The 23,553-nt window shown below is 72.7% G+C and carries 25 protein-coding genes; 10 read left to right on the forward strand and 15 right to left on the reverse strand.

Annotation, left to right across the window (positions count from 1 at the left end; all coding sequences use genetic code 11):
* Positions 1-27: 27 nt before the first annotated feature.
* The 6 genes from JOD65_RS23895 (at position 28) to JOD65_RS02545 (ending at position 5,699) form a co-directional block, all read left to right on the forward strand.
* Positions 28-633, forward strand: a complete 606-nt coding sequence (locus JOD65_RS23895) for a TMEM165/GDT1 family protein (RefSeq protein ID WP_307820886.1) — start codon at positions 28-30, stop codon at positions 631-633.
* Positions 615-1,760, forward strand: a complete 1,146-nt coding sequence (locus JOD65_RS02525; protein ID WP_204810913.1) for a GNAT family N-acetyltransferase — start codon at positions 615-617, stop codon at positions 1,758-1,760. The genes JOD65_RS23895 and JOD65_RS02525 overlap by 19 nt, the downstream gene beginning before the upstream one ends.
* A 165-nt stretch (positions 1,761-1,925) precedes the next feature.
* Complete coding sequence (locus JOD65_RS02530; protein ID WP_191193900.1) at positions 1,926-2,852, forward strand: putative endonuclease domain-containing protein; 927 nt, start codon at positions 1,926-1,928, stop codon at positions 2,850-2,852.
* A 106-nt stretch (positions 2,853-2,958) separates the two neighbouring features.
* A complete protein-coding gene (locus JOD65_RS02535) occupies positions 2,959-4,185 on the forward strand; it encodes an arginine deiminase (RefSeq protein ID WP_191193899.1) in 1,227 nt (408 codons plus the stop codon).
* A 90-nt stretch (positions 4,186-4,275) separates the two neighbouring features.
* Positions 4,276-4,650, forward strand: coding sequence for a cyclic nucleotide-binding domain-containing protein (locus JOD65_RS02540; protein ID WP_191193898.1), 375 nt, complete (start codon positions 4,276-4,278; stop codon positions 4,648-4,650).
* Positions 4,651-4,655: 5 nt separating this feature from the next.
* Entirely contained in the window at positions 4,656-5,699 is a 1,044-nt protein-coding gene (locus JOD65_RS02545; RefSeq protein ID WP_191193897.1) for an adenylate/guanylate cyclase domain-containing protein, read from the forward strand.
* 135 nt (positions 5,700-5,834) lie between these two features.
* Here the strand turns inward: JOD65_RS02545 and JOD65_RS02550 are convergent, their stop codons facing one another.
* The 4 genes from JOD65_RS02550 to JOD65_RS02565 are packed head-to-tail and all read right to left on the reverse strand — an operon-like array spanning position 5,835 to position 8,519.
* Entirely contained in the window at positions 5,835-6,764 is a 930-nt protein-coding gene (locus JOD65_RS02550; RefSeq protein WP_191193896.1) for a DUF5926 family protein, read from the reverse strand.
* 53 nt (positions 6,765-6,817) lie between these two features.
* On the reverse strand, positions 6,818-7,639 hold the full coding sequence (locus tag JOD65_RS02555) for a glycerophosphodiester phosphodiesterase family protein (protein WP_191193895.1): 822 nt from the start codon (positions 7,637-7,639) through the stop codon (positions 6,818-6,820).
* Positions 7,640-7,695: 56 nt separating this feature from the next.
* Positions 7,696-8,037: a UBP-type zinc finger domain-containing protein gene (locus JOD65_RS02560; RefSeq protein ID WP_191193894.1), complete on the reverse strand. Its 342-nt coding sequence runs from the start codon at positions 8,035-8,037 to the stop codon at positions 7,696-7,698.
* A gap of 17 nt (positions 8,038-8,054) precedes the next feature.
* Positions 8,055-8,519 (reverse strand): DUF2087 domain-containing protein, encoded by a 465-nt coding sequence (locus JOD65_RS02565; RefSeq protein ID WP_191193893.1) that lies wholly within the window; start codon positions 8,517-8,519, stop codon positions 8,055-8,057.
* A gap of 230 nt (positions 8,520-8,749) precedes the next feature.
* Between JOD65_RS02565 and JOD65_RS02570 the strand changes: the two genes are divergently transcribed.
* Entirely contained in the window at positions 8,750-9,373 is a 624-nt protein-coding gene (locus JOD65_RS02570) for a LysE family translocator (RefSeq protein WP_191193892.1), read from the forward strand.
* 81 nt (positions 9,374-9,454) lie between these two features.
* Here the strand turns inward: JOD65_RS02570 and JOD65_RS02575 are convergent, their stop codons facing one another.
* Entirely contained in the window at positions 9,455-10,432 is a 978-nt protein-coding gene (locus tag JOD65_RS02575; RefSeq protein ID WP_191193891.1) for a TerC family protein, read from the reverse strand.
* Positions 10,433-10,623: 191 nt separating this feature from the next.
* On the opposite strand from JOD65_RS02575, the gene JOD65_RS02580 reads away from it, so the two are divergent.
* Complete coding sequence (locus tag JOD65_RS02580; RefSeq protein ID WP_191193890.1) at positions 10,624-12,039, forward strand: dihydrolipoyl dehydrogenase family protein; 1,416 nt, start codon at positions 10,624-10,626, stop codon at positions 12,037-12,039.
* A gap of 4 nt (positions 12,040-12,043) precedes the next feature.
* Here the strand turns inward: JOD65_RS02580 and JOD65_RS02585 are convergent, their stop codons facing one another.
* The gene (locus tag JOD65_RS02585; protein WP_191193889.1) at positions 12,044-13,246 is read right to left on the reverse strand and encodes an ATP-binding protein; all 1,203 of its coding nucleotides are present in this window, start codon (positions 13,244-13,246) and stop codon (positions 12,044-12,046) included.
* Between the two features lie 57 nt (positions 13,247-13,303).
* Positions 13,304-13,567 carry a hypothetical protein gene (locus tag JOD65_RS02590; protein WP_191193888.1) on the reverse strand — a complete coding sequence of 88 codons (264 nt, stop codon included), beginning with the start codon at positions 13,565-13,567 and terminating at the stop codon, positions 13,304-13,306.
* A gap of 46 nt (positions 13,568-13,613) precedes the next feature.
* On the opposite strand from JOD65_RS02590, the gene JOD65_RS02595 reads away from it, so the two are divergent.
* The gene (locus JOD65_RS02595; protein ID WP_191193887.1) at positions 13,614-14,495 is read left to right on the forward strand and encodes an Fpg/Nei family DNA glycosylase; all 882 of its coding nucleotides are present in this window, start codon (positions 13,614-13,616) and stop codon (positions 14,493-14,495) included.
* Between the two features lie 94 nt (positions 14,496-14,589).
* Here JOD65_RS02595 and JOD65_RS02600 read toward each other — a convergent pair whose 3' ends face one another.
* The 3 genes from JOD65_RS02600 to aat form a co-directional block, all read right to left on the reverse strand.
* Complete coding sequence (locus tag JOD65_RS02600; protein WP_191193886.1) at positions 14,590-14,979, reverse strand: ClpX C4-type zinc finger protein; 390 nt, start codon at positions 14,977-14,979, stop codon at positions 14,590-14,592.
* Positions 14,980-15,056: 77 nt separating this feature from the next.
* Positions 15,057-15,545 carry a hypothetical protein gene (locus JOD65_RS02605; RefSeq protein WP_191193885.1) on the reverse strand — a complete coding sequence of 163 codons (489 nt, stop codon included), beginning with the start codon at positions 15,543-15,545 and terminating at the stop codon, positions 15,057-15,059.
* Between the two features lie 72 nt (positions 15,546-15,617).
* Positions 15,618-16,307 (reverse strand): leucyl/phenylalanyl-tRNA--protein transferase, encoded by a 690-nt coding sequence (gene aat / locus JOD65_RS02610; RefSeq protein ID WP_191193884.1) that lies wholly within the window; start codon positions 16,305-16,307, stop codon positions 15,618-15,620.
* Positions 16,308-16,418: 111 nt separating this feature from the next.
* Between aat and JOD65_RS02615 the strand changes: the two genes are divergently transcribed.
* Positions 16,419-17,096, forward strand: a complete 678-nt coding sequence (locus JOD65_RS02615) for an EcsC family protein (RefSeq protein WP_191193883.1) — start codon at positions 16,419-16,421, stop codon at positions 17,094-17,096.
* A 48-nt stretch (positions 17,097-17,144) separates the two neighbouring features.
* Here the strand turns inward: JOD65_RS02615 and JOD65_RS02620 are convergent, their stop codons facing one another.
* The 5 genes from JOD65_RS02620 to JOD65_RS02640 all read right to left on the reverse strand — a co-directional run bounded on the left by JOD65_RS02620 (position 17,145) and on the right by JOD65_RS02640 (position 23,546).
* A complete protein-coding gene (locus JOD65_RS02620; RefSeq protein ID WP_191193882.1) occupies positions 17,145-18,338 on the reverse strand; it encodes a hypothetical protein in 1,194 nt (397 codons plus the stop codon).
* Positions 18,335-19,516 (reverse strand): hypothetical protein, encoded by a 1,182-nt coding sequence (locus JOD65_RS02625; protein WP_191193881.1) that lies wholly within the window; start codon positions 19,514-19,516, stop codon positions 18,335-18,337. Before JOD65_RS02625 ends, JOD65_RS02620 begins: the two co-directional genes overlap by 4 nt.
* Positions 19,513-20,601, reverse strand: a complete 1,089-nt coding sequence (locus JOD65_RS02630; protein ID WP_191193880.1) for a hypothetical protein — start codon at positions 20,599-20,601, stop codon at positions 19,513-19,515. Before JOD65_RS02630 ends, JOD65_RS02625 begins: the two co-directional genes overlap by 4 nt.
* 81 nt (positions 20,602-20,682) lie before the next feature.
* Positions 20,683-21,615 carry a hydroxymethylglutaryl-CoA lyase gene (locus JOD65_RS02635; RefSeq protein ID WP_191193879.1) on the reverse strand — a complete coding sequence of 311 codons (933 nt, stop codon included), beginning with the start codon at positions 21,613-21,615 and terminating at the stop codon, positions 20,683-20,685.
* Positions 21,612-23,546 (reverse strand): acetyl/propionyl/methylcrotonyl-CoA carboxylase subunit alpha, encoded by a 1,935-nt coding sequence (locus JOD65_RS02640; RefSeq protein ID WP_191193878.1) that lies wholly within the window; start codon positions 23,544-23,546, stop codon positions 21,612-21,614. Before JOD65_RS02640 ends, JOD65_RS02635 begins: the two co-directional genes overlap by 4 nt.
* Positions 23,547-23,553 lie beyond the last annotated feature (7 nt).

Here is a 23,553-nt window from a genome sequence, read left to right on the forward strand (position 1 = left end):
GCCTTTGGTGACTGCGACACTCACCCGGTGATCGATCCCCTCGTCGTGGCCCTCGCCTTCGGCGCCATCTTCGTCGTCGAGCTCCCCGACAAGACCTTCATCGCCACCCTGGTGATGTCGACCAAGATGCGGCCGCTCTTCGTCTGGATCGGCGTCGGGCTGGCCTTCCTGGCCCAGACGGCCGTCGCGGTCGGCATCGGCAAGGCCGCCTCGTTCCTGCCCGAGCAGCTGATCCACACGGTCGCCGCGCTGATGTTCGTGATCGGCGCGATCATCCTCTTCCGCGCCGCGCGCACCGCCGACGCCGACGAGGGCGCCCAGGAGGACGAGTTCGCCGCCAAGGCCGACTCCGCCGCCCACGGCTTCAAGGTCGTCGTGACCTCCTTCCTCGTCCTCTTCGCCGCCGAGTGGGGCGACCTGTCGCAGCTGCTGACCATCTCCCTCGTCGCCAAGTACGACGACCCGGTGTCCGTGTTCCTCGGCGCCTGGGGCGCGCTGCTGGCCGTCTCCGGCCTGGCGGTCATCGTCGGCCGGCTGCTGCTCCAGCGGGTCAGGCTCTCGGTCCTGCACTACGTGGGTGCGGCCGTGTGCGTGTTCATGGCAGCCTTGACGGTGTGGGAGATGACGCGCTGAGCGGCCCTCTGGTCGCGGCTGTCCGGGACCGTTTCGTCGCCGTCAACGGCGACCACCCGATGACCGACGAGGACGACGCCTACGTCCGGGAGCACTTCGTCGAGGCCACGCCCGCGGCGATGGAGCAGATGCTGGCCGGTCGCCTCCCGCTGCCGTCGTACGTCCTCTCCGACGGCACGCCGATGGTGCCCGCCGCGTACGGCGAGCTCGCCGAGGTCGCCGGTGGGGTCGACCGGCTGCACGACTGGTTCGCCGCCTTCTGGCCGGACGACCCGGCCACCGCCGAGGACGAGTGGGGCCACTACCTCTCGGGGCGGTACGTCTGCCTCAAGGAGGTCTCGCCGATCCGGATCCGGATGAAGACCACGCGCGTCGCCGAGGCGTCGGCCGCGGTCGAGGTCCTGTGCCGCGACCCGCACGACCCGATCGGGCGCGGCCTGCTCGGCCAGGCCGTCGACGGCGTGCTGGCCGTGCCGGGCCTCGACTCCCTCCTGCTGCCGATGACGACGTACGACCGGCTGCGCTTCGGCGGGCCGACGGTGCGCGAGACCTGGGTCGACGGACCGCGCGCGGAGTTCCTCACGCCCGTCGCACCCGGCTGGCCCTTGCGCACCGAACGGCTGCTGCTGCGCCCGTTCCGGGCCGGCGACGAGGCCGCTCTCACCGAGGCCTGGGCCGACGAGGCTTACACCAGCATGCTGCTCAGCGGCACCATGAACGAAGCCGAGGTCGCGGAGATGGTGCGCCGGCGCACCCAGCCGGGCGACGGGCACTTCGTCGGGCTGGTGGTCGAGCACGGCGGCGAGGTCGTCGGCGACTCGGTCCTCATCCTCCAGGGCACCGGCCTCAGCGAGGGCGAGATCGGGTGGACGATCCTCCCCCAGCACGCCGGTCGCGGCTACGCCACCGAGGCCGCGCGGGCCGTGCTCCGCCTCGGCTTCGAGCACTACGGGCTGCGCCGCATCGTGGCCAACCTCGACGCCCGCAACGACCGCTCCGCCGCCCTCTGCGAGCGCCTCGGGATGCGCCGCGAGGTGCACCGGCTCAGCGACTTCTGGTCCAAGGGCCGGTGGACCGACTCCTACGAGTACGCCCTTCTCCGCGAGGAGTGGCGCGGGCAGTCCTGACCCGCCGCACGTGCGGCGGTTGACCGAGCCCCCGACGCCACACGTGTCCGAGATGTTGCCCCCGGGGCCGCGTCGGGAGGGCAACAACCCGGACACGTGTACGCGCTCCGGGCGGGCTGTGGAGGACGACCGACGCCGAAGCGCCAGGTCGCCGACGCTGGACCCATGGCTTTCGACCCGCAGCAACCGTTCGTCCGCGCCGACGGTCTCGAGCACGGCCTCACCCAGAAGATCATGCGAGGCCCTGGCTACCGCCAGCTCTTCCGCAACGTCCTGGTCTCGGCGGCGACCCCGCCGACCGCACTCCAGCGCGTACGAGGCGCCATGGCGCTGCAGCGCGCCGACGCGTGGGCCAGCCACGTGTCCGCCGCGCGCGTGAAGGGCGTGCCGATCCCAACGATCGCCGACGAGCACGTGAGCGTCGCCCACCAGAAGCTCCGTCGGCACCACGCCGGCATCCGCGCCCATGTCGGAGACCCCAGCGGAGTCGTCGTCGAGCGCGGGATCCGCGTGTCCGGCGACGTGCCCATGTTCATCGAGCTCGGCGGACAGCTGGGACTCGTCGACCTCGTCGTGGTCGGTGACTGGTTGGTGCGCTGGCGTGGCCTGACGCCCGAGCAACTCGTCGATGCCTGCCGCTCCAGCCGCCACCGCGACTCGCGCAAGGCGCTGGCGGCCGCGCGGCTCGTACGCCGCAGCGTCGACTCCCCCATGGAGACGCGTCTGCGCCTGCTGCTCGTGCTGGCCGGACTGCCGGAGCCCGAGGTCAACCTCCTGATCCGCGACGAGCTGGGTGAGGTGGTTCGCCGGTACGACCTCTGCTACCCGCTCGTGCGGGTGGCGGTCGAGTACGACGGCCGCCTGCACGTGGAGGTCGTCGCACGGTGGGAGGACGACCTCGAGCGGCGCGCGGACATGGACGACGACGACTGGCGGCTCTTGGTGGTGACCGGGTCGGGCATCTACAAGGACCCGCTGCGCACGTTGCGTCGGGTGCACCGTGTGCTTCTGGCGCGCGGCATGCCCGGTGTCCCAGCGCTGCTGAGTGACGACTGGCGGCCCCACTTCCCCGGCCACGCCGACGCCGCGTGACGGCGTACACCTCCACACATGTCCGAGAAGTTGCCCCACCGTCGTCGATTCTGGGGCAACTTCGCGGACACGTGTGGCGCCCGGAGCGAGCGCTAGAGTCCCGCCTATGGTCACCACCCCTCACGGAGCCGACAGCGAGGTCGGCCGCCTGGCCACCGTCATGCTCCACCGCCCCGGCAACGAGCTGAAGCGGCTCACGCCCCGCAACAACGACCGCCTGCTCTTCGACGGCATCCCGTGGGTCAGCCGGGCGCAGGAGGAGCACGACGCGTTCGCGGACACGCTGCGCAACCGTGGCGTGGAGGTGCTCTACCTGACCGAGCTGCTCACCGAGACGCTCGAGAGCGAGATGGCCCGCAACCACGCGATCACGAGCGCGCTGTCGGGGCTGCACCTCGGTGACACCATGCGGCGCTACCTCGCGCAGGCACTGCGCGACCTCTCGCCGGCCGAGCTGACCGACGTGCTGACCGCGGGCATCCGCAACGACGAGGTCAAGGGCGGGCACGGGCTGGTCACCAGCCTGCTCGACCCGCACGACTTCCTCATCGACCCGCTGCCCAACCTGCTCTTCACCCGCGACTCCAGCGTGTGGGTGCGCGACCGCGTGGCCGTCACCAGCCTCGCGATGCCGGCGCGCAAGCGCGAAACCCAGCTGACGGAGCTGATCTACACCGAGCACCCGCGCTTCGCCGGCACCCGCAAGATCCACGGCTGGCACAACGAGCACGTGGAGGGCGGCGACGTCCTGCTCCTGGCGCCGGGAGTGATCGCCGTCGGCGTCGGGGAGCGTACGACGCCCGCCGGCGTCGAGCGGCTCGCCCGCCAGGTCTTCCACGCCGACCTCGCCCACACCGTGCTCGCGGTGCCGATCGCCCAGGAGCGGGCGACGATGCACCTCGACACCGTCTGCACGATGGTCGACGTCGACAAGGTCGTGATGTACCCCAACGTCGCCGACAACCTCCGCGCGGTGACGGTGACGCTCGACGACCCGGGCTCGGGCGAGTCCGACCTCACCCTGAGCGTCAGCGACTCCGAGCCCTTCCTCGTCGCCGCGGCCAAGGCGATGCAGATCGACACGCTCCACCAGATCGACACCGGCCTCGACCCGGTCACCGCCGAGCGCGAGCAGTGGGACGACGGCAACAACACCCTGGCCCTCGCGCCGCGGGTGGCGGTCGCCTACGAGCGCAACGACGAGACCAACGACCGGCTCGAGGACGCCGGAATCGAGGTCGTCCGGATCGCCGGCTCCGAGCTGGGGTCGGGTCGTGGCGGCCCGCGCTGCATGAGCTGCCCGATCTCGCGCGAGCCGCTGCACGAGGACTGACCCGGGCCGGGGTGCCCCGCTCGGTGCACACCCGTTGACCGAATCCTCGGCAGAGGCATCACGTTCCCGCCCCTGGGTCGTTGAGGGGGCATGACCGAATCGATCCTGGACGCCCTCGACCCCGCCGACGTCCGGCGGGTGCTCGCGGCGGGTCGCGCGCTGACGCTCCCGCAGGGCTGGTCGCCCATCGCCGAGAAGACCCCCGCCGACAAGGCGTACCTCATCACCGAGGGCGAGGTGTCGGTCCGCAAGGGCGGCGTCGAGATCGCCACCCTCGGCCCCGGGTCCGTCGTGGGCGAGGGCGCGATCGTCAACCGCACGCTCCGCTCGGCCACCGTCGTCGCGCTGACACCGCTCAAGGTCGTCCACTTCACCCGTGACACGATCGAGGACCTCGTCGAGCAGGTCCCGTCCTTCGGCACCGCGCTCCGCGCCGCCGTGGCGGGGCGCCTCGAGGGAGGCTGACCCGGGTGGGCCACGCCGAACCGGACGCCGGGCCCGACACCGTTCGAGCGCTCGGCGCATTCCTGCTGGGCGAGGAGCCGAGCCTGACCCGCGTCGAGGTCGCCGAGCGCGCCGGCGTGCCGCTCGACCTCGCGGTCACGCTCTGGCACCAGCTCGGCTTCCCGCACCGTGCCGACGACGACGTCGCGTTCGTCGAGGGCGACGTGGAGGCGCTGCGCCTGTCGGCCGAGCTGGTCCAGATCGGGATCCTGCCGCCGGAGTCGCAGGCCGCGCTCGTCCGCACCTGGGGTCGCAGCTACGCCCGGCTCGCGGAGTGGCAGACCAGCCTGCTCGCGGGGCTGGCCGCCGACGGCGGCGACCCGGCCGACCCGGCAGCCGGGCTGGCCGGCCTCACCGGTCTCGCCGGCGACGTGCTCCCGCGCGTCGAGGCGCTGCAGAGCTATGTCTGGCGCCGGCACCTCGCCAGCGCGGCGGAGCACCTGCTCGACGACGCCAGCACCCTCACCGCCTCCGAGTCGCAGCTGTCGGTCTGCTTCGTCGACATCGTCGGCTACACCACCCAGAGCCGCAGCCTCGACGGCGCCGCGCTCGTGCAGTGGGTCGACGGCTTCGAGCAGGAGACCACCGCGCTCGTCGTCGACCACGGCGGGCAGGTCATCAAGACGATCGGCGACGAGGTCCTGTTCACCGTCGCCGACCCGGCCGCCGCCGTGGCGGTCGCGCTCGGGCTGGCCGCCCGGGGAGCCGACGAGGACGACCCCTTCCCGGCGGTGCGGGCCGGCATCGCCCACGGGGCCGTCGTACGACGCCTCGGCGACGTGTTCGGCTCGACGGTCAACGCCGCCTCCCGCCTGACCTCGGCCGCCCGACCCGGCAGCGTGCTGGTCGACGCGGGCGTCCACGAAGCGCTGGACAGCAAGGACGGCGAGGATGGCAGCGAGGACGACGGCGAGGCACCGTGGCGGTTCCGGCGCGCCCGCCGCATCTCGGCCAAGGGATTCACCCACCTCGAGGCCTGGCGCGTGAGGCCACGGGTGACGGGCACATGAAGACGTGAAAGCCCGGTCGTTGTTGACGGGGGAAACAACAACGACCGGGCAGAGACGAATCTACTCCGCCCAGAAGGGCGGGCACAACCGTTGAATCCGTTGTGTTCGAGCCGTGGTCAGATGGTGGACCGGGACTTACCGGATCGTGACCTGACGGTTGGCGAGTCCTGCACGCGCCGACCGCTCGGCTGCGCTCAGCTCCCCGCCCTTCAGGGCCTCGTCCAGGTCCGCGGCGAACCTCGCGGCGGGCTCCTCCAGCACCTCGGCGCCCGTGCCGACCGGGAGGTCCCAGACCGGCGCGAGGAGACCGTGCGCGCGGAACATGCCGACGAACCGGGAGTCCTCGGCCACGGAATCCTTGCCGGCCGCGTGCAGGCGGGCGAGCGCGTCGAGCAGCTCGTCCTCGGGGTGGGGCATGACCCAGCGCAGGTGCTCCTTGGTGCCGACGTTGGTCCAGTACGCCGCCTCGACCGACGTCAGCCGGCTGGTGGGCATCACGCCGCCGTTGGCCTGCTCGAGCGCCGCCTCCATGGTCGCGTCGCGCTCGGGGATGTCGTCGATCCAGTACTCGAAGCCGTCGTGCACGGTGATGTCGAGGCTGGAGTCGCTGATCAGGTCCTGGATGCTGGGGCCGTCGCCGGGCGCGGTCATCAGGCCGACGATGCCGGGCTCCTCGGTGGCCAGCGCGGCCTCGAGGACGGCGCCCAGGTCGCGGGCCGGGTTGCCGTAGGAGTGCTGGACCTGCAGGCCGAGCCAGATGTCACCCGACTCGCGCACCATCGCCGGCGCGGCGCCGGGAAGCAGGGTGGTGAGGCGGACGGTCCGGTCGCCCTCCTTCAGCGTGAGCGGGGCCGTGGCAGCCGGGACCAGCTCACGCAGCGCGATGACGTCGCACTCGCTCGGCATGCCCTCGAAGGGACGGGCGACGAAGGTGGGTGCTGCGCCGCCGGCCGCACCGTGGCAGGCCTTGTAGCGCTTGCCCGAGCCGCACGGACAGGGCTGGCGGGGGCCGACCTCGCCGGCGGCGGGTGCGGACTGGGTGCGGTTGCGGGACTTCTTGGCCATGGCCGAACCCTAGTTGTCCGCCCCTCGGGCCGAGGAGGGCGGCCAACAGCGGGTCAGCTCCCCAGCAGCTCCAGCATGTAGCCCGGCCGGTCGCTGATGACCGCGGTGACGCCGAGGTCGAGGCAGAGGTCGAGGTCGTCGGCGGTGTTGACCGTCCACACGTGGATCTCGCGCCCGGCCTTGACCAGGTGCCGACCGAGCCCGGGATGCTCGCGCAGCTCCTTGACCCCGGGGCCGATGATCCAGTCATCGCCGATGACCGGGCGCAGCACGGGCCAGTGGTGCGCCTTCTCGACCAGCATCACGACGTCGAGCTCGGGCGCGAGCCGGCGCACCCGGTTCATGGCGCTGAGGGAGAAGCTCATCACCCGCGCCGGTGACCCGGCCCGGTCCCACCCGAAGTCGCCGAGCACCTCGACCAGGCGCCGCTCGACCAGTCCGCCGTAGCGGGTGGGGTGCTTGGTCTCCACGGCGAGCTCGACGTGGCGGTCGTAGTCGGCCACCATCTCGAGCAGCTTGCGCAGCGTGAGCACCTTGCCGGCGTCCGGGTCGCGGGCGGGGGCGTCGTCGTCGAGCTCGGCCCACGGGTTCTTCCACGAGGCGAAGTCGAGCTCGTCGAGCTCCGCGAGGTTCATCGTCGACACGATCCCGGGCGTGGCCGTCGTACGCCGCAGGTTGCGGTCGTGCATGCACACGAGGTGTCCATCGGCGGTCAGCCGGACGTCGCACTCCAGGGCCTCGGCGCCCTCGTCGAGCGCCTTCACGTAGGCAGCGAGCGTGTGCTCGGCCGTCTCGTGGCTGCTGCCCCGGTGGGCCACGACCTGCGGCCGGTCCACGGCCGTCCGGTCGCGGCGGGCGCGCGGCGTACGTCGCATGGGCTCATGCTGACACGCGCGGGACGCGCGACACGGCACCTCAGGGGACGGAAAACCTAGTGGACGTGGTCGCGCCAGTCGTCCGGCACCCGGTCGACCGGGCCGGGGACGGTCTGCTCGTCGGGCCGGCTCTGCGGATCGGCCAGCCGGGGGCCGGGCACGCCCACGGAGCGGCTGTAGTCCCAGAACCAGTCCTCACCCGGCTCGAAGCTCTGCACCACCGGGTGGCCGGTCGCCTCGTAGTGCGCGGTCGCGTGCTGGGCGGGGCTGGAGTCGCAGCACCCGATGTGCCCGCACTGGGCGCACCGGCGCAGGTGCACCCACCAGCCACCCGCGTTGTCGCACTCCTTGCACCCGGTGCCGGAGGGGCCTGCTTCGGGATCGATGCCTGCCGTCATGGGCCCAGCCTGCCGCGTCACCGGTCGCGGCGGAAGTCCCCCGCGAGGAAGCCGGGGAGCCAGTGCGCCTCCCACGCCGGGATCTCCTGGCGCTCGATCGCCGATCGCGCCGGTGCCTGAGCGACGGTCCGGTAGCGACCGTCCGCCCGCTGGAGGTAGCGGTAGTTCACCAGCTCGCGGCGCAGGTAGGCGAAGTCCTCGTGCACCCCGAGCAGCACCTCGTTGACCTCGGGCTCGGAGTAGTCCCGGCCGGGCTCGAAGCGGCTGAGCACCTCGAGCAGCACCGCCGTGCGCACCTTGCGCTTCGCCGGCACCCGCTCGATGCGCCCGCCGGTGAAGAGCCGCCCGACGAGTCGCTCCTGCTCGGCGCGCGCGGCGTCGTACGCCTCCTGCTCGAGCGCCGCACGCGCGGCGGTGTAGCCCTCGCCGGTCGCGGCCATGCGGGCGCGGACGACCTGCTTGAAGTCACTGTTCCTGGTCATGGGTCGATCACCTTCGACTGCGCTGCGCCCCCAGTACGCCGCTGCAGCGGGCGTCGACGAACCTGACTCATGGATGCCCGAGGATCTGCTCCCCTTCGCCGTGTGCGCGGACTGGGGCCGGCGCGTCGGGCTGGGCGGCGGACGTCGCCCTGTGCCGTGAGTCTCCCAGAGACTCAGCGGCCACGGCAAAGCACTTTCCCCTCGCACCGCCGCGGCCCCACACTGTGGCCATGCCGTCGTCGAGCCAGTGGGCCGCCTTCCTCGTCGCCTCGATCCTCTTCATCCAGGTGCCGGGCCCGAGCCTGCTCTTCACCATCGGCCGCGCGCTGACCGTCGGCCGGCGCGAGGCGCTGCTCTCGGTCGTCGGCAACGCCCTCGGGGTGGTGGCCCAGGTCGTCCTCGTCGCGGTCGGGCTCGGCGCCGTCGTGGCCGCGAGCGCGACGGCGTACACCGCGGTGAAGGTCCTCGGCGCGGCGTACGTCGTGTGGCTCGGCGTGCAGGCCATCCGGCACCGCAGCGACGCGCGGCTCGCGATGGCCACCCAGGCGCCGGCCCGGCGCGGGCACCCCGTGCGGATCGGCTTCACCGTGGGGGCGACCAACCCGAAGACCATCGTGTTCTTCGTGGCCTTCCTCCCGCAGTTCACCGACCCGAGCGGCCCGGTGGCGCTGCAGACGATGCTGCTCGGCCTCGTCTTCGGCGTCATGGCCGCCGTGTCCGACAGCACGTGGGCGATCGCCGCGGGGACGGCACGCACCTGGTTCGCGCGCCGTCCCACCCGGCTCGACACCCTCAGCGCCACCGGCGGCACGATGATGATCGGCCTCGGCGCGACCATGCTCGCCGTCGAGTAGCGGTCTGGTACCCCGGCCAAGCGGGCGAGGCTCGCGACGACCTGCCGGGAGCGCGGCGACCTGCTGGCTGTCGCGACGAGGTCAGCCCACGGTCGCCAGCTCGCGCGCCTTCTGCCGGCGGCTGGCGACCAGGCTCGTGGTGATCGTGACGGCCAGGATGCCGACGATCACGAACAGCGAGGCGAGGGTCGGCACGTCGGGGATCGACGGCCACACCAGGTGCGCCCAGTGCAGCACCAGCTTGAACCCGATGAAGCCCAGGATCGCGGCCAGGCCGTAGCTCAGGTGCACCAGCGCGCTCAGCGCGCCCTCGAGCACGAAGTAGAGCGCACGGAGGCCGAGCAGGGCGAACGCGTTGGTGACGAAGACGAGGTAGGGGTCGCCGGTGATGCCGTAGACCGCCGGCACCGAGTCGACGGCGAAGACGATGTCGGTGGCGAACACGGCGGCGGTCACCAGCGCGAAGGGCGTCAGCATCCGCACGCCCTTCCGGACCACGGTGAGCTTCGCGCCGTCGTACTCGTCGCTGACCGGCATGAAGCGGCGCAGCAGCTTCACGATGCGCATCTCGGCCACGTCGACGTCGTGCTCCTGGCCGCGGATCGCGTCACGCAGCAGCTTGACGCCGGTGAGCAGCAGGATCGCGCCGAAGATCAGGAACACCCAGTCGAAGCGGGACAGGGCGGCGGCGCCGAGGGCGATGAAGATGCCGCGCAGCAGGAGCGCGCCGATGATGCCGTACAGCAGGACGCGCTGCTTGAGCACCTCGGGCACCGCGAAGGCGGCGAGGAGCAGCATGAAGACGAACAGGTTGTCGACGCTCAACGTCTTCTCGACGAGGTAGCCGGTGTAGTACTCCAGCCCACGGTCGCCGCCGTGGACGTTCCAGACGTAGAGGCCGAAGGCCAGCGGCAGCGCGACGTAGAACGCCGACCAGCCGACGGCCTCCTTCATCGAGACCTCGTGCGGACGGCGGGTGGCGATGAAGTCGACGACGAGCAGGGCGAGCACCACTCCGATGGTGATGAACCACAGGGTGGGGGACGCGATGGACGACATGGATCTCCTCAGGTGTCAGTTCCTGAGGTCTCTCCCGCCGGCTCCGCGTGCTGGGTGCCGGTCCCCGCCGGGGCGCCTGCTGAGGCGCCGTAGTGACCGACGGAGGTTGGTGGGGTACTCCCCTCGCGCCAGAGTTTAGTTGAACAGGCAAGCGGAGCCCGCGTCGGCGTCGGCACCCGTAGGGTCCCGGCATGGAGACAGTCGAGTACGACGTCGTGGTCATCGGTGCCGGCCCCGCCGGGGAGAACGCGGCGCAGTACGCCGTGGAGGGCACCGGCATGACGGCGGTCCTGATCGAGCGTGAGCTGCTCGGCGGCGAGTGCAGCTACTGGGCCTGCATCCCCAGCAAGGCGCTGCTGCGCCCGATCGCGGTGGCCGACGTGACGGCCGACCTGCCGGGTGTCTCGACGGCACACGTCGCCCCCAAGGCGCTGCTCGAGCGCCGGGACACGTGGGTCTCGAACTACGACGACTCCGGCCAGGCCGACTGGGCGAAGGGTGCGGGCCTCGCGGTCCTGCGCGGCGACGCCCGGATCGCCGGCGAGCGGACGGTGCGGGTCTCGTCGGCCGACGGCGACGTCGTCGTCCGGGCGCGGCGGGCCGTGGTGATCGCCACCGGCAGCGCGGCGCACGTCCCCGAGGTGTACGCCGACGCGCTGCCGTGGGACTCGCGCGACGCCACCGGCGTGGTGGACGTGCCCGAACGCCTGGTCGTCGTCGGCGGAGGCGTGGTGGCGTGCGAGGCGGCGACCTGGATGGCCGCGCTCGGGTCGTCGGTGACCCTGGTCGTCCGCGGCCACCGGCTGCTGAGCCGCACCGAGCCCTTCGCCGGCGAGGCCGTGCTCGCCGGGCTGCGCGAGCGCGGCGTGACCGTGCTGCTCGGCACCTCCGTCGAGGCCGTGCGCCGTTCGGACCCCGAGGCCACCGGCACCGGGCGCGTCCACGGCGGGCCCGTCACGCTGACCACCACCCACGGCGAGCTGGAGGCCGACGAGGTGCTGCTCGCCATCGGCCGGAGCCCGCGGCTCGACGACCTCGGCCTGTCGTCGGTGGACCTGACGGCCGACCACGTCACCGGCGGCCGGCTGCCTGAGTGGCTGTACGCCGTCGGCGACGCCACCGGCGGCCCGCCCCTCACCCACTGGGGCAAGCACCAGGCCCGGGTGGTCGGGGCCCGGATCGCGGCCCGCGCCGCGGGCGAGGTCGCGTGGGAGCCCGACCGCGAGGCGCCGGTGCCCCAGGTCGTCTTCGCCGAGCCCGAGGTCGCCAGCGTCGGGCTCACCGAGGCCCAGGCCCGCGACGAGGGTCACGAGGTGGTGGTGACCCGGGTCCCGACCGCCTCGGCCGCCGGCACCAGCCTGCTGCGCGACCACGTCGCCGGCGAGTCCCAGCTGGTCGTCGACGCCCACACCCGCCTGCTGCTCGGTGCCACCTTCGTCGGCACCGGGGCCGGCGAGATGCTCCACGCGGCGACCGTGGCGATCACGGGCGGCGTGCCGGTGCACGTGCTGCGCCACGCCGTGCCGTCGTACCCCACCGCCTCGGAGCTCTGGCTCCGCCTCCTCGAGGAGCTGCCGCCGTCCTTCCGGACTCCCCCGGGCGTGTGATCGCTCAGCCGCGCTCGCGGAGGTAGCGCCCGAAGTGCGGGACGGTGAAGGCGATCCGGCCCCGCTCACCGGAGTAGACGAGACCCTTCTTGAGCAGCGAGTCGCGGGCCGGGGAGAGCGACTGGGGCTTCTTGCCGAGGGACGCGGCGACGTCGGAGCTGGGGACGGAGTCCTCGTCGCCGCCGGCACCGGCCTGGGTCAGCGCGACGTCGGCCATCGCCATCAGGTAGTCCCGCTCCCCCGGCGTCGCACGCTCGTAGCGTGAGCCGAAGAAGCCGACGGCGAGCTCGGACTCGGCCTCGGGCGCGGCGACGGCGACGTCGGCGGCGGTGATCGGCGAGCGTGGCGCGAGGTCCCACACGGCCTTGCCGTAGGCCTGGATGAAGTAGGGGTAGCCGCCGGTGGCGTCGTACATCGCGGCGAGCGCGTCCGGGTCGTAGGCCGCGTCCTCGTCCGCGGCGGGCGCCTCCAGCGCGCGGTCGGCGGCCTCGCGGGAGAGCCGGTCGATGCGCTGGTAGCGGAAGAGCCGCTCGCTGTAGGACTTGCTCGCGCTCAGCACGGCGGGCAGGTGCGGGAGGCCGGCACCGACGACGATGACGGGCAGGCCCGACTGGCTGAGCTCGTGGCAGGCGGCGCACAGCGCGGACACGTCGTCCGGACCGAGGTCCTGCATCTCGTCGATGAAGATGCCGATGCCCTTGCCGACGTCGGCGGCGAGTCCGCCGAGGTCGGTGAAGAGCTCGACGAGGTCGATCTCGATGTCGCCGGAGTCGGCGCGACCGCGGACGGCGGCGGCGTCGATGCCGGGGCTCCACTGGTCCTTGAGCTTGGCCCCTGCGCCGGAGTCGCGGTGCGCGAACGACTTGATGACGCCGAGGACGTGGTCGACCGAGTCCTCGTCGCGGTGCCCGAGCTCGCGCACCGCCTGGTGCAGCGCGCTGCTCAGCGGACGACGGAGTCCCTGGCCGGGTCGGGCCTCGAGCTTGCCGGTGCCCCAGCCCTTGCGCACGGCTGCGCCCCGCAGCGCGTTGAGCAGGACGGTCTTGCCGACGCCGCGCAGCCCGGTGAGCACGAGGCTGCGCTCGGGACGGCCGTTGGCGACCCGCTCCAGGACGACGCCGAAGGCCGCGAGCTGCTCGTCGCGGCCGGCGAGCTCGGGCGGGCGCTGCCCGGCGCCGGGGGCATAGGGGTTCCGGATCGGGTCCACGATCAAACCCTATTCAGCAATCTAGGCCGCGCCCTAGATTGCCGGATAGTCGGCGAGTCAGCCGGCTTCGCTCGGACGGTCGAGCCGCTCGACGCGCTCGCGGGCGGCGTCGTACGCGTCGTCGAGCCCGCGCCGCAGCAGCGCGATGAGGTCGGGCACCTCGTCGGCACCGAGCCGGAAGGTGCCGGCGCAGACGTTGTCGCGCCACAACGACAGCACGACCAGCTGCTGCTCCTGGTGCCACGTCACACGCAGCGACCGGTCCTCACCGCGGGGGTCGAGGAAGACCGCTCCGGTGCGAGGAAGCTGCTGACGGGCCATGTCCCATTGTGACCCGCCCCACAAGTTCCTGCCTAGACTCAGATCCGTGCCCGAGCTGCCCGAGGTCGAAGCCCTCGCCCAGGACCTGCGCGGTCGCCTGGTGGGTCGGGCGATCAGCCGCATCGACCTGGCCGCGTTCAGCGCGCTCAAGACCTTCGACCCGCCGCTGCACGCCCTCCACGGGACACTCGTCGACGATGTCACCCGCCACGGGAAGTTCCTCGACATCGACGCGAGCGGGGTGCACCTCGTCATCCACCTCGCCCGGGCCGGGTGGATCAGGTGGCGCGACGAGGTGCCGGCGCTGCCGGCCAAGCCCAGCTCCAAGAACCCCCTCGCCGCCCGTATCGTCATCGACGACCCCGACCTCGAGACCCGACCCGGCCTCGACGTCACCGAGGCCGGCACCCGCAAGGGCCTCGCGATCTACGTCGTCCGCGACCCGCAGGAGGTCGAGGGCATCGCCCGGCTCGGCCCCGACCCGCTCTCCGACGACTTCACGCGCGAGGTGCTCCAGCAGATCCTCGAGCGCGAGGGGCGCAAGCAGATCAAGGGCGTGCTGCGGATGCAGTCGATCGTCGCCGGCATCGGCAACGCGTACTCCGACGAGATCCTCCACGCCGCGCGGATGTCGCCGTTCAAGCCCGCCAACAGCCTCGACGAGGCCGACCTGCAGACGCTGTACGACGCCGTGCGCACGACGCTGGGCGACGCGGTCCAGCGCTCGAGCGGGCTCGCCGCCAGCGAGCTGAAGGGCGAGAAGAAGAGCAACCTCGCCGTCCACGGGCGCACCGGCCAGAAGTGCCCGGTGTGCGGCGACGTGGTGCGCGAGGTGTCGTTCGCCGACTCCAGCCTGCAGTACTGCGCGACCTGCCAGACGGGCGGGAAGCCGCTGGCCGACCGGCGCATGTCCAGGCTGCTGAAGTAGCCCGGACAACGGCGGAGGCGCCGGCTGGGCTCACCCCCGTGACAGCCCGGCCAGCGCCTCGTCCGTCAAGTCTACCCTGACAATGCCTCTGGTTTCACGCAGTGGCGCCCTTGTCTGGCGACCGGCGGGAAAATCGCTCCCACGCCGCCTGGCGCGAGACGCCGAGCGCGCGGCCGATCTCGGCCCACGAGATGTTGCGGCTGCGGAGCAGGTCGACCCACTCGTGCGCGAACGCGGTGTTCTGCTCGGCCGAGGCGAGGATCTGCGGCAGCGTCGCCAGCAGCTCGGCGTCGTCCATCCGCTCCCACGGGAAGGAACCACGGGCCTCGGCGTAGGTGGCCTCGTCGTGGAGGATGCCGTGGAAGTCGTCCACGCACCGCTCGCACACCTGGGCGCCCAGGCCGCCGATCAGGCGCAGGTCGGTGCCCGGTCCTCCGGGTTCGCCACAGAAGGAGCAGATCCTGCCCTCGCGCGTGATCGCCATGGCGCGTCCTCCCTCTGCAGCACCGCCCGCCATCGTACGACGCCGACGGGCGCCGCGACGAGGAGGCGCGACGAGGCTCAGTTGGTCGACTCGGGGATCTCCGGCAGCTCCGGCATCTCCATGTCGTCCATCGGGCTGCCGCAGGTGTCGGTGAGGTAGGTGCCGAAGGCCTCGGCCTGCTTCTTCTCCTCCGCCGAGGCGTCGGCGCCGCCCATCTCGAGGTCCTGGAGGTTGTCCATCGAGAAGTCCGAGGCGTCGATCTCCTTGGCCTGGTCGACGACCGACTCGAAGCCCTTGCGAGCGTCGTCGGAGATGTCCTCGGGCGTGCCGACCTCCTCCATCCGCGACCCCCAGTCCTTGACCGCCTGGGCCATGTCCTTGTCGCTGGGCAGCTCGGCGGTGCTCAGGTCCTCGGGCATCAGGTCGGACATCAGGCTGTTGGCCGCCTCGCAGAAGCCGTCCTTGCTCGCGTCGCTCGGGGCACCGCCGCTTCCTCCGCAGGCCGAGGTGACGGTGCCGACCAGGAGCACGGCGCTGGTCAGGGTCAGGCGAGCACGGATGGTCATGGGATCCCCCTCTGGTGGGACGCGTCCCCCGTCGGGATCACGTCGCGATCGCGCCTACCCTCCCGTGACCAGTCACTGATCGTCCACCCGGAAGGGATCCGGCAGCGGAACGTCGAGGCTCCGCCTGAGCGACTCGAGGTAGTCCGCGCGCGGACGTCGTACGACGCCCAGCGACTCGAGGTGGGGGGTCTGCCACTGCACGTCCAGCAGCCTCCGGTCGGCGTACCGGTCGTGCAGCAGGTCGACGAGCGCCAGCAGCGCGACCTTCGAGGCGTCCCGCTCGCGGTGGAACATCGACTCCCCCGCGAAGAGCCCGCCGACGCTGACCCCGTAGAGCCCGCCCGCGAGCCGGTCGTCGCGCCAGGCCTCGACGGAGTGGGCCCACCCGAGGCGGTGCAGGCGGCCGTAGGCGTGCCGGAACTCCGGCGTGATCCAGCCGTCGGCCCGGTCCGGGCTGCCGCACGCGGCGACGACCTCGTCGAAGACGGTGTCGATGCGGATCTCGTACTCGCGCGAAGAGCGGCGCAGCGACCGGGACACGCGCAGCCCGTCGAGCGGCAGCACGCCCCGCTCCACGGGGGAGAACCAGCCGAGGTGCTCCTCGCCGTCGAGGGTCACCGGCATCGGGAAGAGGCCCAGCCCATAGGCCGTGACCAGCGTGCCCGGCTCCAGGTCGGCGCCCAGCGCGACGAGGTCGTCGTCGGGGTCCCACGACGAGCACGCCGGGAAGGCCCAGGGCGTCGGAGCGGGGGCGATGGGCACCCTTCGCACGCTAGCGAACAACCCAACCGTCCGGGGACCACGTCTCCTGTCCGGCGCCGGCTCGGAGCGACGGGCGGGGGATCTCGCGCGGGCGGCCGTACGATCGGTGGCATGGGCCTGAAGGAGACCGTCGAGCGGCAGCTCACCCCCCGGATCACCGAGATCGCACCCACCCTGACCGGGGGCTTCGTGCGCGAGGCGCTCAACCGTGCGATCGACGGCGTCGGCCCGCTCGCCCCGGCCGCGCAGGCGGCCGACAAGCAGCTGCGCGAGCAGCGCGGCAACGTGGAGCGCGCGATCCACGAGGTGATCGAGAACAACGTCCGGATCGCCGGCGCACAGGGCTTCGCCACCAACGTCGGCGGCATGATCACCATGGCGGTGACCATCCCCGCCAACGTCACCGGGCTCGCCATCATCCAGTGCCGGATGGTCGCCGGCATCGCCCACCTCCGCGGTCACGACCTCGCCGACCCGCGGGTCCGCAACGCCATCCTCTCCCTCCTGCTGGGCGAGGAGCAGGTCCACGAGCTGGTCAAGAAGCGCAAGCTGCCCAGCACGCCCATGGCGATCGCCACGGCCCCGGTCCACGACCCGACCATCGACCGCGTCATCTCGGCCGTCGTCGCGACCGACATCGTCGCGCGGGTCGCCGGCAAGCGGCTGGCGACCACTCTCGGCCGGAAGATCCCCGTGGTCGGCGGCGTGGTCGGCATGGGTGCCGATGGCTACGCGACCTGGCGCGTCGGTCGCTACGCCGACCGCGAGATGCTGCCGCGTCGGCGGTAGCCCTGCCGTCGACGCGTCACGTCGGCGGGTGACCGCTCCATCGGAGGGTCAGTCCTTGCGCCCGCGCAGCCGCCTGTAGGCGTCGAGCGAGCCCCTGCCGGCGGGGCTGTTCTCGAGGGTGGTGACCACCTTGCGCCGGGCGCGGTAGGCCGGGGTCGCGCGCGCCCGGTCGAGCTCCTCGCGGGCCTCGCGCACCTCACCGTGGAGCCGCTCCTCCACCGCCCGCAGCCGCGCGGCCTCCACGAGCAGCGCGCTGATCGCGTCGAGGGCGGGCGGCAGCAGCTCGTCCGCCGTCGCGGAGTCCGGGTCGGCGAAGGTGCCGGCGTCGGGGCCGAGCAGGTCGTCGAGCGAGCCGGCGACGTCGTACCCGCGCTCGGCGAGCACCTCGATCCAGCGCTCCGACAGCTCGCGTGCCCAGGCGTGGTCCTCGGGCGCGAGGCCGAGCCGCGCCGACGCCACGCTGCGTGACAGCGTCTGGTGGGCCAGCGTCTCGCGCACCAGGGGTCGGTAGTCGGGGGGCGCGATGATCGAGGTCACCCGCTCGTTGATGGTGCGCAGGAGCGAGGTCTCCGGGACGCCGAGGGACGGGTTCTCGCGCTCGGCGGTCAGGTCGAGGGGCAGCCCGTCGAGGCCGAAGGTCCCGGAGAACCGGCGCCACAGCTCGCCGCGGTCCGCGCCCGGCGGGGGCAGCGTCACCAGGTGCACGCGCTCGGGCGGCAGCGAGGAGCCCCACCGCTCGAGGATGTCGGGGATCTCCTGCACCGCCCAGAACCACGAGCCGATGCGGGAGTCGCGGGCCGGGTCGCGGATGGTGCGGAGGAACTTGGCGTACGTGATGTGGCTGCGGTGCTTGACGTTCTCCTGCCACTCCGCGGGGATCTGGCGCACCAGGTCGCGGACCGACAGCACGAGGTGCACCTCGGCGTCACCGAGGGAGGCGAGCGCGCGCTCGACCTGCGTCGGCGTGGCCCGCGCGAAGATCTCGTGGCTCACGATCGCGGTGCCGTGCCACTCCCGGACCTCGGCGGCGAGCCGGTCCCAGGCGCCGACGGCCTCGGTCTCGATGCCGCCCCACGGCAGCGTCATCAGGTCGAGCGCGGCGAGGAAATGGGCGTCGAACCGGTCGGCGGGGTAGAGGATGTCGTGCTCGCGCAGCACCGGCTGGTTGCGGAAGAGGACGTCCTGGAGGTAGGACGTGCCCGTCTTCGGGCAGCCCACGTGCAGCAGCACTCGCCTGCTCACCGCTCCACCCTCCTCTCCGTGCTCCTCTCCCGGCCCGTGCGCCAGGCCGGGTCGACGATCATCCGGATCGCCAGGTCGAGCACCTGCTGGCCGTCCACCCCCGCCTGCCCGGCCGGCCGGGACGGGCCGGGCCGGGCCGCCGCGGCGCGCGGCGCGAGGTCGGCGAGGTCGCCGACGACAGGGTAGCCAGCGCGGGTCAGTCGCCGCGCCATGCGGGCCGCGGACGACGCGACCCACTCGTGCTCGGCTGCGGGTACGACGGCGGGCGGGACGCCGCTGTCGGGCATCCGGGTCTGCAGCGTCCGCATCAGCGCGGGCCGCTCGGCCACGGGGACCCGGATGCCGACGACGGCCGAGATCCGTCGGGCCAGCTCGGCCTGGTCGGCGCCGGGCACCTGCACCGACGGGAGCCGGCGGACGCCGAGGTGCTCGGGCAGGCGGTCGAGGTCGGTGACGATCCGGACGAACGGCCGGCGCCCTCCCCAGCGGCGTACGGAGTCGTCGAGGTCCACGCGGGCCGGCAGCTGGTCGCGCTCGCGCCAGAAGCGCAGCCAGTCGCCCCACGGCCTGCTGCCGTGCTCGAAGCAGCGCTGCGTCCAGGTGTGGGCGAGCAGGTCGTCGAGCGGGCCACCGACCGCCACGACGAAGGGCCGCGGGCCGCCCTCGGGACGGCCGCGGCCGAGCAGGTGCTCGCGGACGGCGGTGGCGACGACGGGGTCGCCGACGAGCCGGAAGCGTCGCCGCCACGGCCTCGGCATCCCCCGGCGGACCGGGTCGGGTCCGAGCGCGACGAGGTCGTCGGCGAGCAGCGTGCTCGCCACCCGGAGCAGCTCGTGGGCGTCGACCGAGGCGGGGTCGACGGGCCGCGCCCCGAAACCGGCGGCCGCGGCGCCGACCAGCGGCAGGTCGGCCTTGCCGCGACCGGCGGCGGGCGCGGCGAGCACCCGGTCCGCGAGTCGAGTGCGCTCGCGGTCGTGGTCGCCGCGGGGCCGCGCACTCGACTCGCGGGCCAGGTTGATCCGGCGCAGGAGCTCGAGCTGCTGGGCCCCGGGCAGCGCGCGACCGGTCGGATCGTTGCCGGCAGCGGGGTCGGTCCACTCCAGCCACGGCGTCGTACCGCCCGCCCGGAGGTGGGCGACCCAGCCGTGCACCGATGCCGCCGGTCGGGGGGCGGTCACCGGTCCCGCAGCCGACGCGCGGTGCCGCGGAGCCGGCCGGCGACCGTGTCGGTCGAGGCCCGGCTGGCGGCCTCCTGCGTCATCTCGCACAACGCGTCGAGGGCGGCACCGAGCTCGAGCTTGGCGCGCACCCGGTCCGGGTCCTTCCACTTCTCGTCGTCGGCGGGCCGGCGCGGGCGGAGGTCGTCGACGTCACCGACCACGTCGACGCCGCTGCGCTTGATCCAGTCGATCCACACCTCGCCCTCCTGCTCGGCGAAGTCGAACCGGTGGGACGGGAGCCGGACGGGTACGGCGTCGCGGGCGACCAGCACCTCCTGGGCGAGCAGCTCGCGGATCAGGGCGTCGTACACCGGGTCGCGCCACACCCCCAGCTCGAGGCGCCGGTTGAGCTTGCGCAGCAGCGAGGTCTCGGCGATCCCCAGCGACCGGTTGTCGCGCTCGGAGTCGAGCGGCGCCCACGCCGGGTCGATCCGGAACGCGCGGCAGAAGCGCAGCCACAGCTCGTCGCCGTTGGGCCCCCGGTCGTGCGGCACGGTGACCACGTGGATCCGCTCGGGCGGGAGCTTCGCGCCCCAGGCGCCCAGCACGGCAGGCAGGTCGAACGCGCGCCGGAAGAAGAACGACGTGCCGGACTCGTAGCGGTCGAGGAAGCGACGGAAGGGCCACTTGCGGCCCTGCTTGATCGACTCCTGCCACGCCGCGGGCAGCTGGCGGCCGAGGTCGCGCGCGGAGTAGACGATGTGCACCTCGTTGCCGGCGAGGTCGTTGAGCGCCTTGGCGATCTTGTCGGGCTGGGCGCCGGCGAGGATCTCGTGGCTGATCACCACGTTGTCCTGCGCGCGGTCGACCCTCCGGACCATCGCGTCCCAGGCACCCTTGGCGTGCCCGGGCCGGCCGCCCCAGTCCTGGTCGAGCAGGTCGAGCGCGGCCCGGAAGTGGAACATGTCCGAGCGTCCCGAGCGTGTCGCCGGGACGGTGACCCCGTGGCGGCCCAGCGCGGCGGTGTTGAGCCGCAACCGGTCCTGCATGTAGGTGGTGCCGGTCTTCGGGGCGCCGATGTGCAGGTGGACGACGCGGCTCATGCCGCTGATTGTGCCCGAGTCGGGGTGGTCCAGTGGCAACTGGCTTCCCACGACCACCCGGGGCGACCGTTCGTCACTGGACTACCCGGGGGTCCCGAGGGCGCGTACGACGGCGCTGGGGCTCGGGCGGCCGAGCTGGGCGGCCATCCACGTGCTGGTGGCCACCATGGCGTCGAGGTCGACCCCGTGCTCGATCCCGAGACCGGTCAGCATCCACACCAGGTCCTCGGTGGCGAGGTTGCCGGTGGCCGACTTCGCGTAGGGGCAGCCGCCGAGGCCGCCGGCGCTGGCGTCGAAGGTGGTGATGCCCACCTGCAGCGCCGAGAAGGTGTTGGCGAGCGCCTGGCCATAGGTGTCGTGGAAGTGCATGGCGAGCCGGTCGGTGCCGACACCCGCGTCGGCGAACGCAGCGACGAGGGCCTTCACGTGGCCCGCGGTCGCGACGCCGATGGTGTCGCCGAGGCTGAGCTGGCTCGCACCGAGGTCGAGCAGCCGCGTGCCGGCGGTGACGACCTGCTCGATCGGGACGGCGCCCTCCCAGGGGTCGCCGAAGCACATCGACACGTAGGCCCGCACGTCGAGTCCGGCATCCCGGGCCCGGGCCACGGTCGGCGCGAACATCGTGAACTGCTCGTCGAAGGTGCGGTTGAGGTTCTTGCCGGCGAAGGTCTCCGTCGCGCTGCCGAAGATCGCCACGTGCCGCAGGCCCAGCTCGAGGGCCCGGTCGAGGCCGCGCTCGTTGGGCACCAGCACCGGGAGGTCGCGGCCCTCGTCGCCGAGCTCGGTCATCAGCTCCCCGGCGTCGGCGAGCTGCGGCACCCAGCGCGGGTGCACGAAGCTGGTCGCCTCGACGATCGGGAGGCCCGCCGCCACGAGACGTCGTACGAACTCGGCCTTGACCGCCACCGGGACGATCGCCTGCTCGTTCTGCAGGCCGTCGCGCGGACCGACCTCGTAGATCGTCACCCGCTCGGGAAGGCCGTCGGCGCGGACGGTCATGGGCAGGTCGTTCATGCCGACTCCTCCACCGTGAACAGCACCGCGCCGAGCTTGACGAGGTCGCCGGTGGCCGCGCCGACGGTGGTGACCGTGCCGGCGAAGGGCGCCTTGAGCGCGAGCTCCATCTTCATCGCCTCCATCACCCCCAGCGTCTCACCCTCGGCCACGGCCTGGCCCTCGGCGACGTTGACCGCGAGGACCGTGCCGGGCATCGGCGCGAGCAGCGTGCCGTCGCCGGCCTCCGGCCCGTGGTCGGCGAAGGGGTCGTGGCGGTCGAACACGAAGCGCTGGCCCCGGTGGATGACCTCGACCGACGCCGACGTGTCGCGCACCGTGGCGCTCTGACCCTGCCCGTCGATGTCGGCATGGACCCAGGTGATCGGTCCGGCCACGGAGTGGTTGACCGACACCGACGACACCGCGTCTGTCACCGTCACGGGCCCGCCGAGGTCGACGACCACGGGCGCCGGGTCGGCCGCCGACCGCCAGCCGTCGTGTCGCCACGGGTCGGCCGACGCGGCCCGACGGGGCGCGAGGGTGTGAGCGCCCAGCAGGCGGGCGATCTCCCCGTCCGGTGCAGGCACCTCGTGGTGGTCCAGCCACGCCGTGTCGATCGTGGCGTCGCGGAACTCGTCGCTGCCGGCGAGCGCCACCAGGAAGCCGGTGTTGGTCGTGAGGCCGAGGACCGCGACTCCCTCCAGGCCCTCGACGAGCCGGCGTCGTGCGTCCTCCCGGTCGGCGCCCCAGGCGATCACCTTGCCGAGCATCGGGTCGAACGAGGTGGAGACCACCTGTCCGGACTCCAGGGCGTGGTCCACCCGCAGCCGGCCGATGACGGCACCCGTGTCGTAGTCGTGCGACGCCTCGACTCCATCCGCGTACATCTCGCCCGGCCAGGTCACGTCCGAGGCGGTTCCGGCCTGCGGCAGGAAGCCGTTGAAGGAGTCCTCGGCGTAGACCCGGGCCTCGATCGCATGGCCGTCGAGGGTGATGTCGTCCTGGTCGATGCCGAGCGGCTCACCGGTGGCGACGCGGAGCTGGAGCTCGACGAGGTCGACACGCTCGTGGCGGACCCGGACGACCTCCTCGGTGACGGGGTGCTCGACCTGGAGGCGGGTGTTCATCTCGAGGAAGTAGAAGTCGCCGGTCGCGTTGTCGAGCAGGAACTCCACGGTGCCGGCGTTGGTGTAGCCGACCGACCTGGCCAGGTCGACACCCGCGGTCGTGATGGCCCTCTGCTGCTCGGCCGAGAGGGTCGGCGCGGGCGCCTCCTCGAGCACCTTCTGGTGGCGCCGCTGCGTCGAGCAGTCGCGCTCGAAGAAGTGCAGTACCGCGCCGTGGGTGTCGCCCATGACCTGCACCTCGATGTGGCGCCCCGACTCGACGTACTTCTCGATGAGCAGGGTGTCGTCGCCGAAGGCGCTCGCCGCCTCACGCGCTGCTGCCGCCTTCGCCTCCGGCAGGTCCGCTGCGCTGCGCACCACACGCATGCCCTTGCCACCGCCACCCGCGGCGGCCTTGACCAGCACCGGGTAGGCGAAGGTGTCGGGGTCCTCGTCGAGTCCGTACGACGGCACGACGGGAACCCCGGCCGCGACCGCGAGCTCCCGGGCAGCGTCCTTGCGGCCCATCGCGTCCATCACGTCGGCGCTCGGCCCGACCAGGACGATGCCGGCGTCCGCGAGCGCGCGGGCGAACGGCGACCGCTCGGACAGGAAGCCGTAGCCCGGGTGCACATGGCCTGCGCCCGCCTCGCGGGCCGCGGCGACCACGGCGTCGATGTCCAGGTAGGACTCGACCCGGAGCGCCCGGTCGGCCGCCCGGACGTGCGGCGCGTCCGCGTCGAGGTCGGTGTGGATCGCGACCGTCTGCCAGCCCAGGCGCTTCGCCGTACGCATGACGCGGATCGCGATCTCGCCGCGGTTGGCGATCAGGAGTGTCTTCATCAGTTCA

It is taken from the genome of Nocardioides cavernae (genome assembly GCF_016907475.1).
GTDB lineage: Bacteria > Actinomycetota > Actinomycetes > Propionibacteriales > Nocardioidaceae > Nocardioides > Nocardioides cavernae.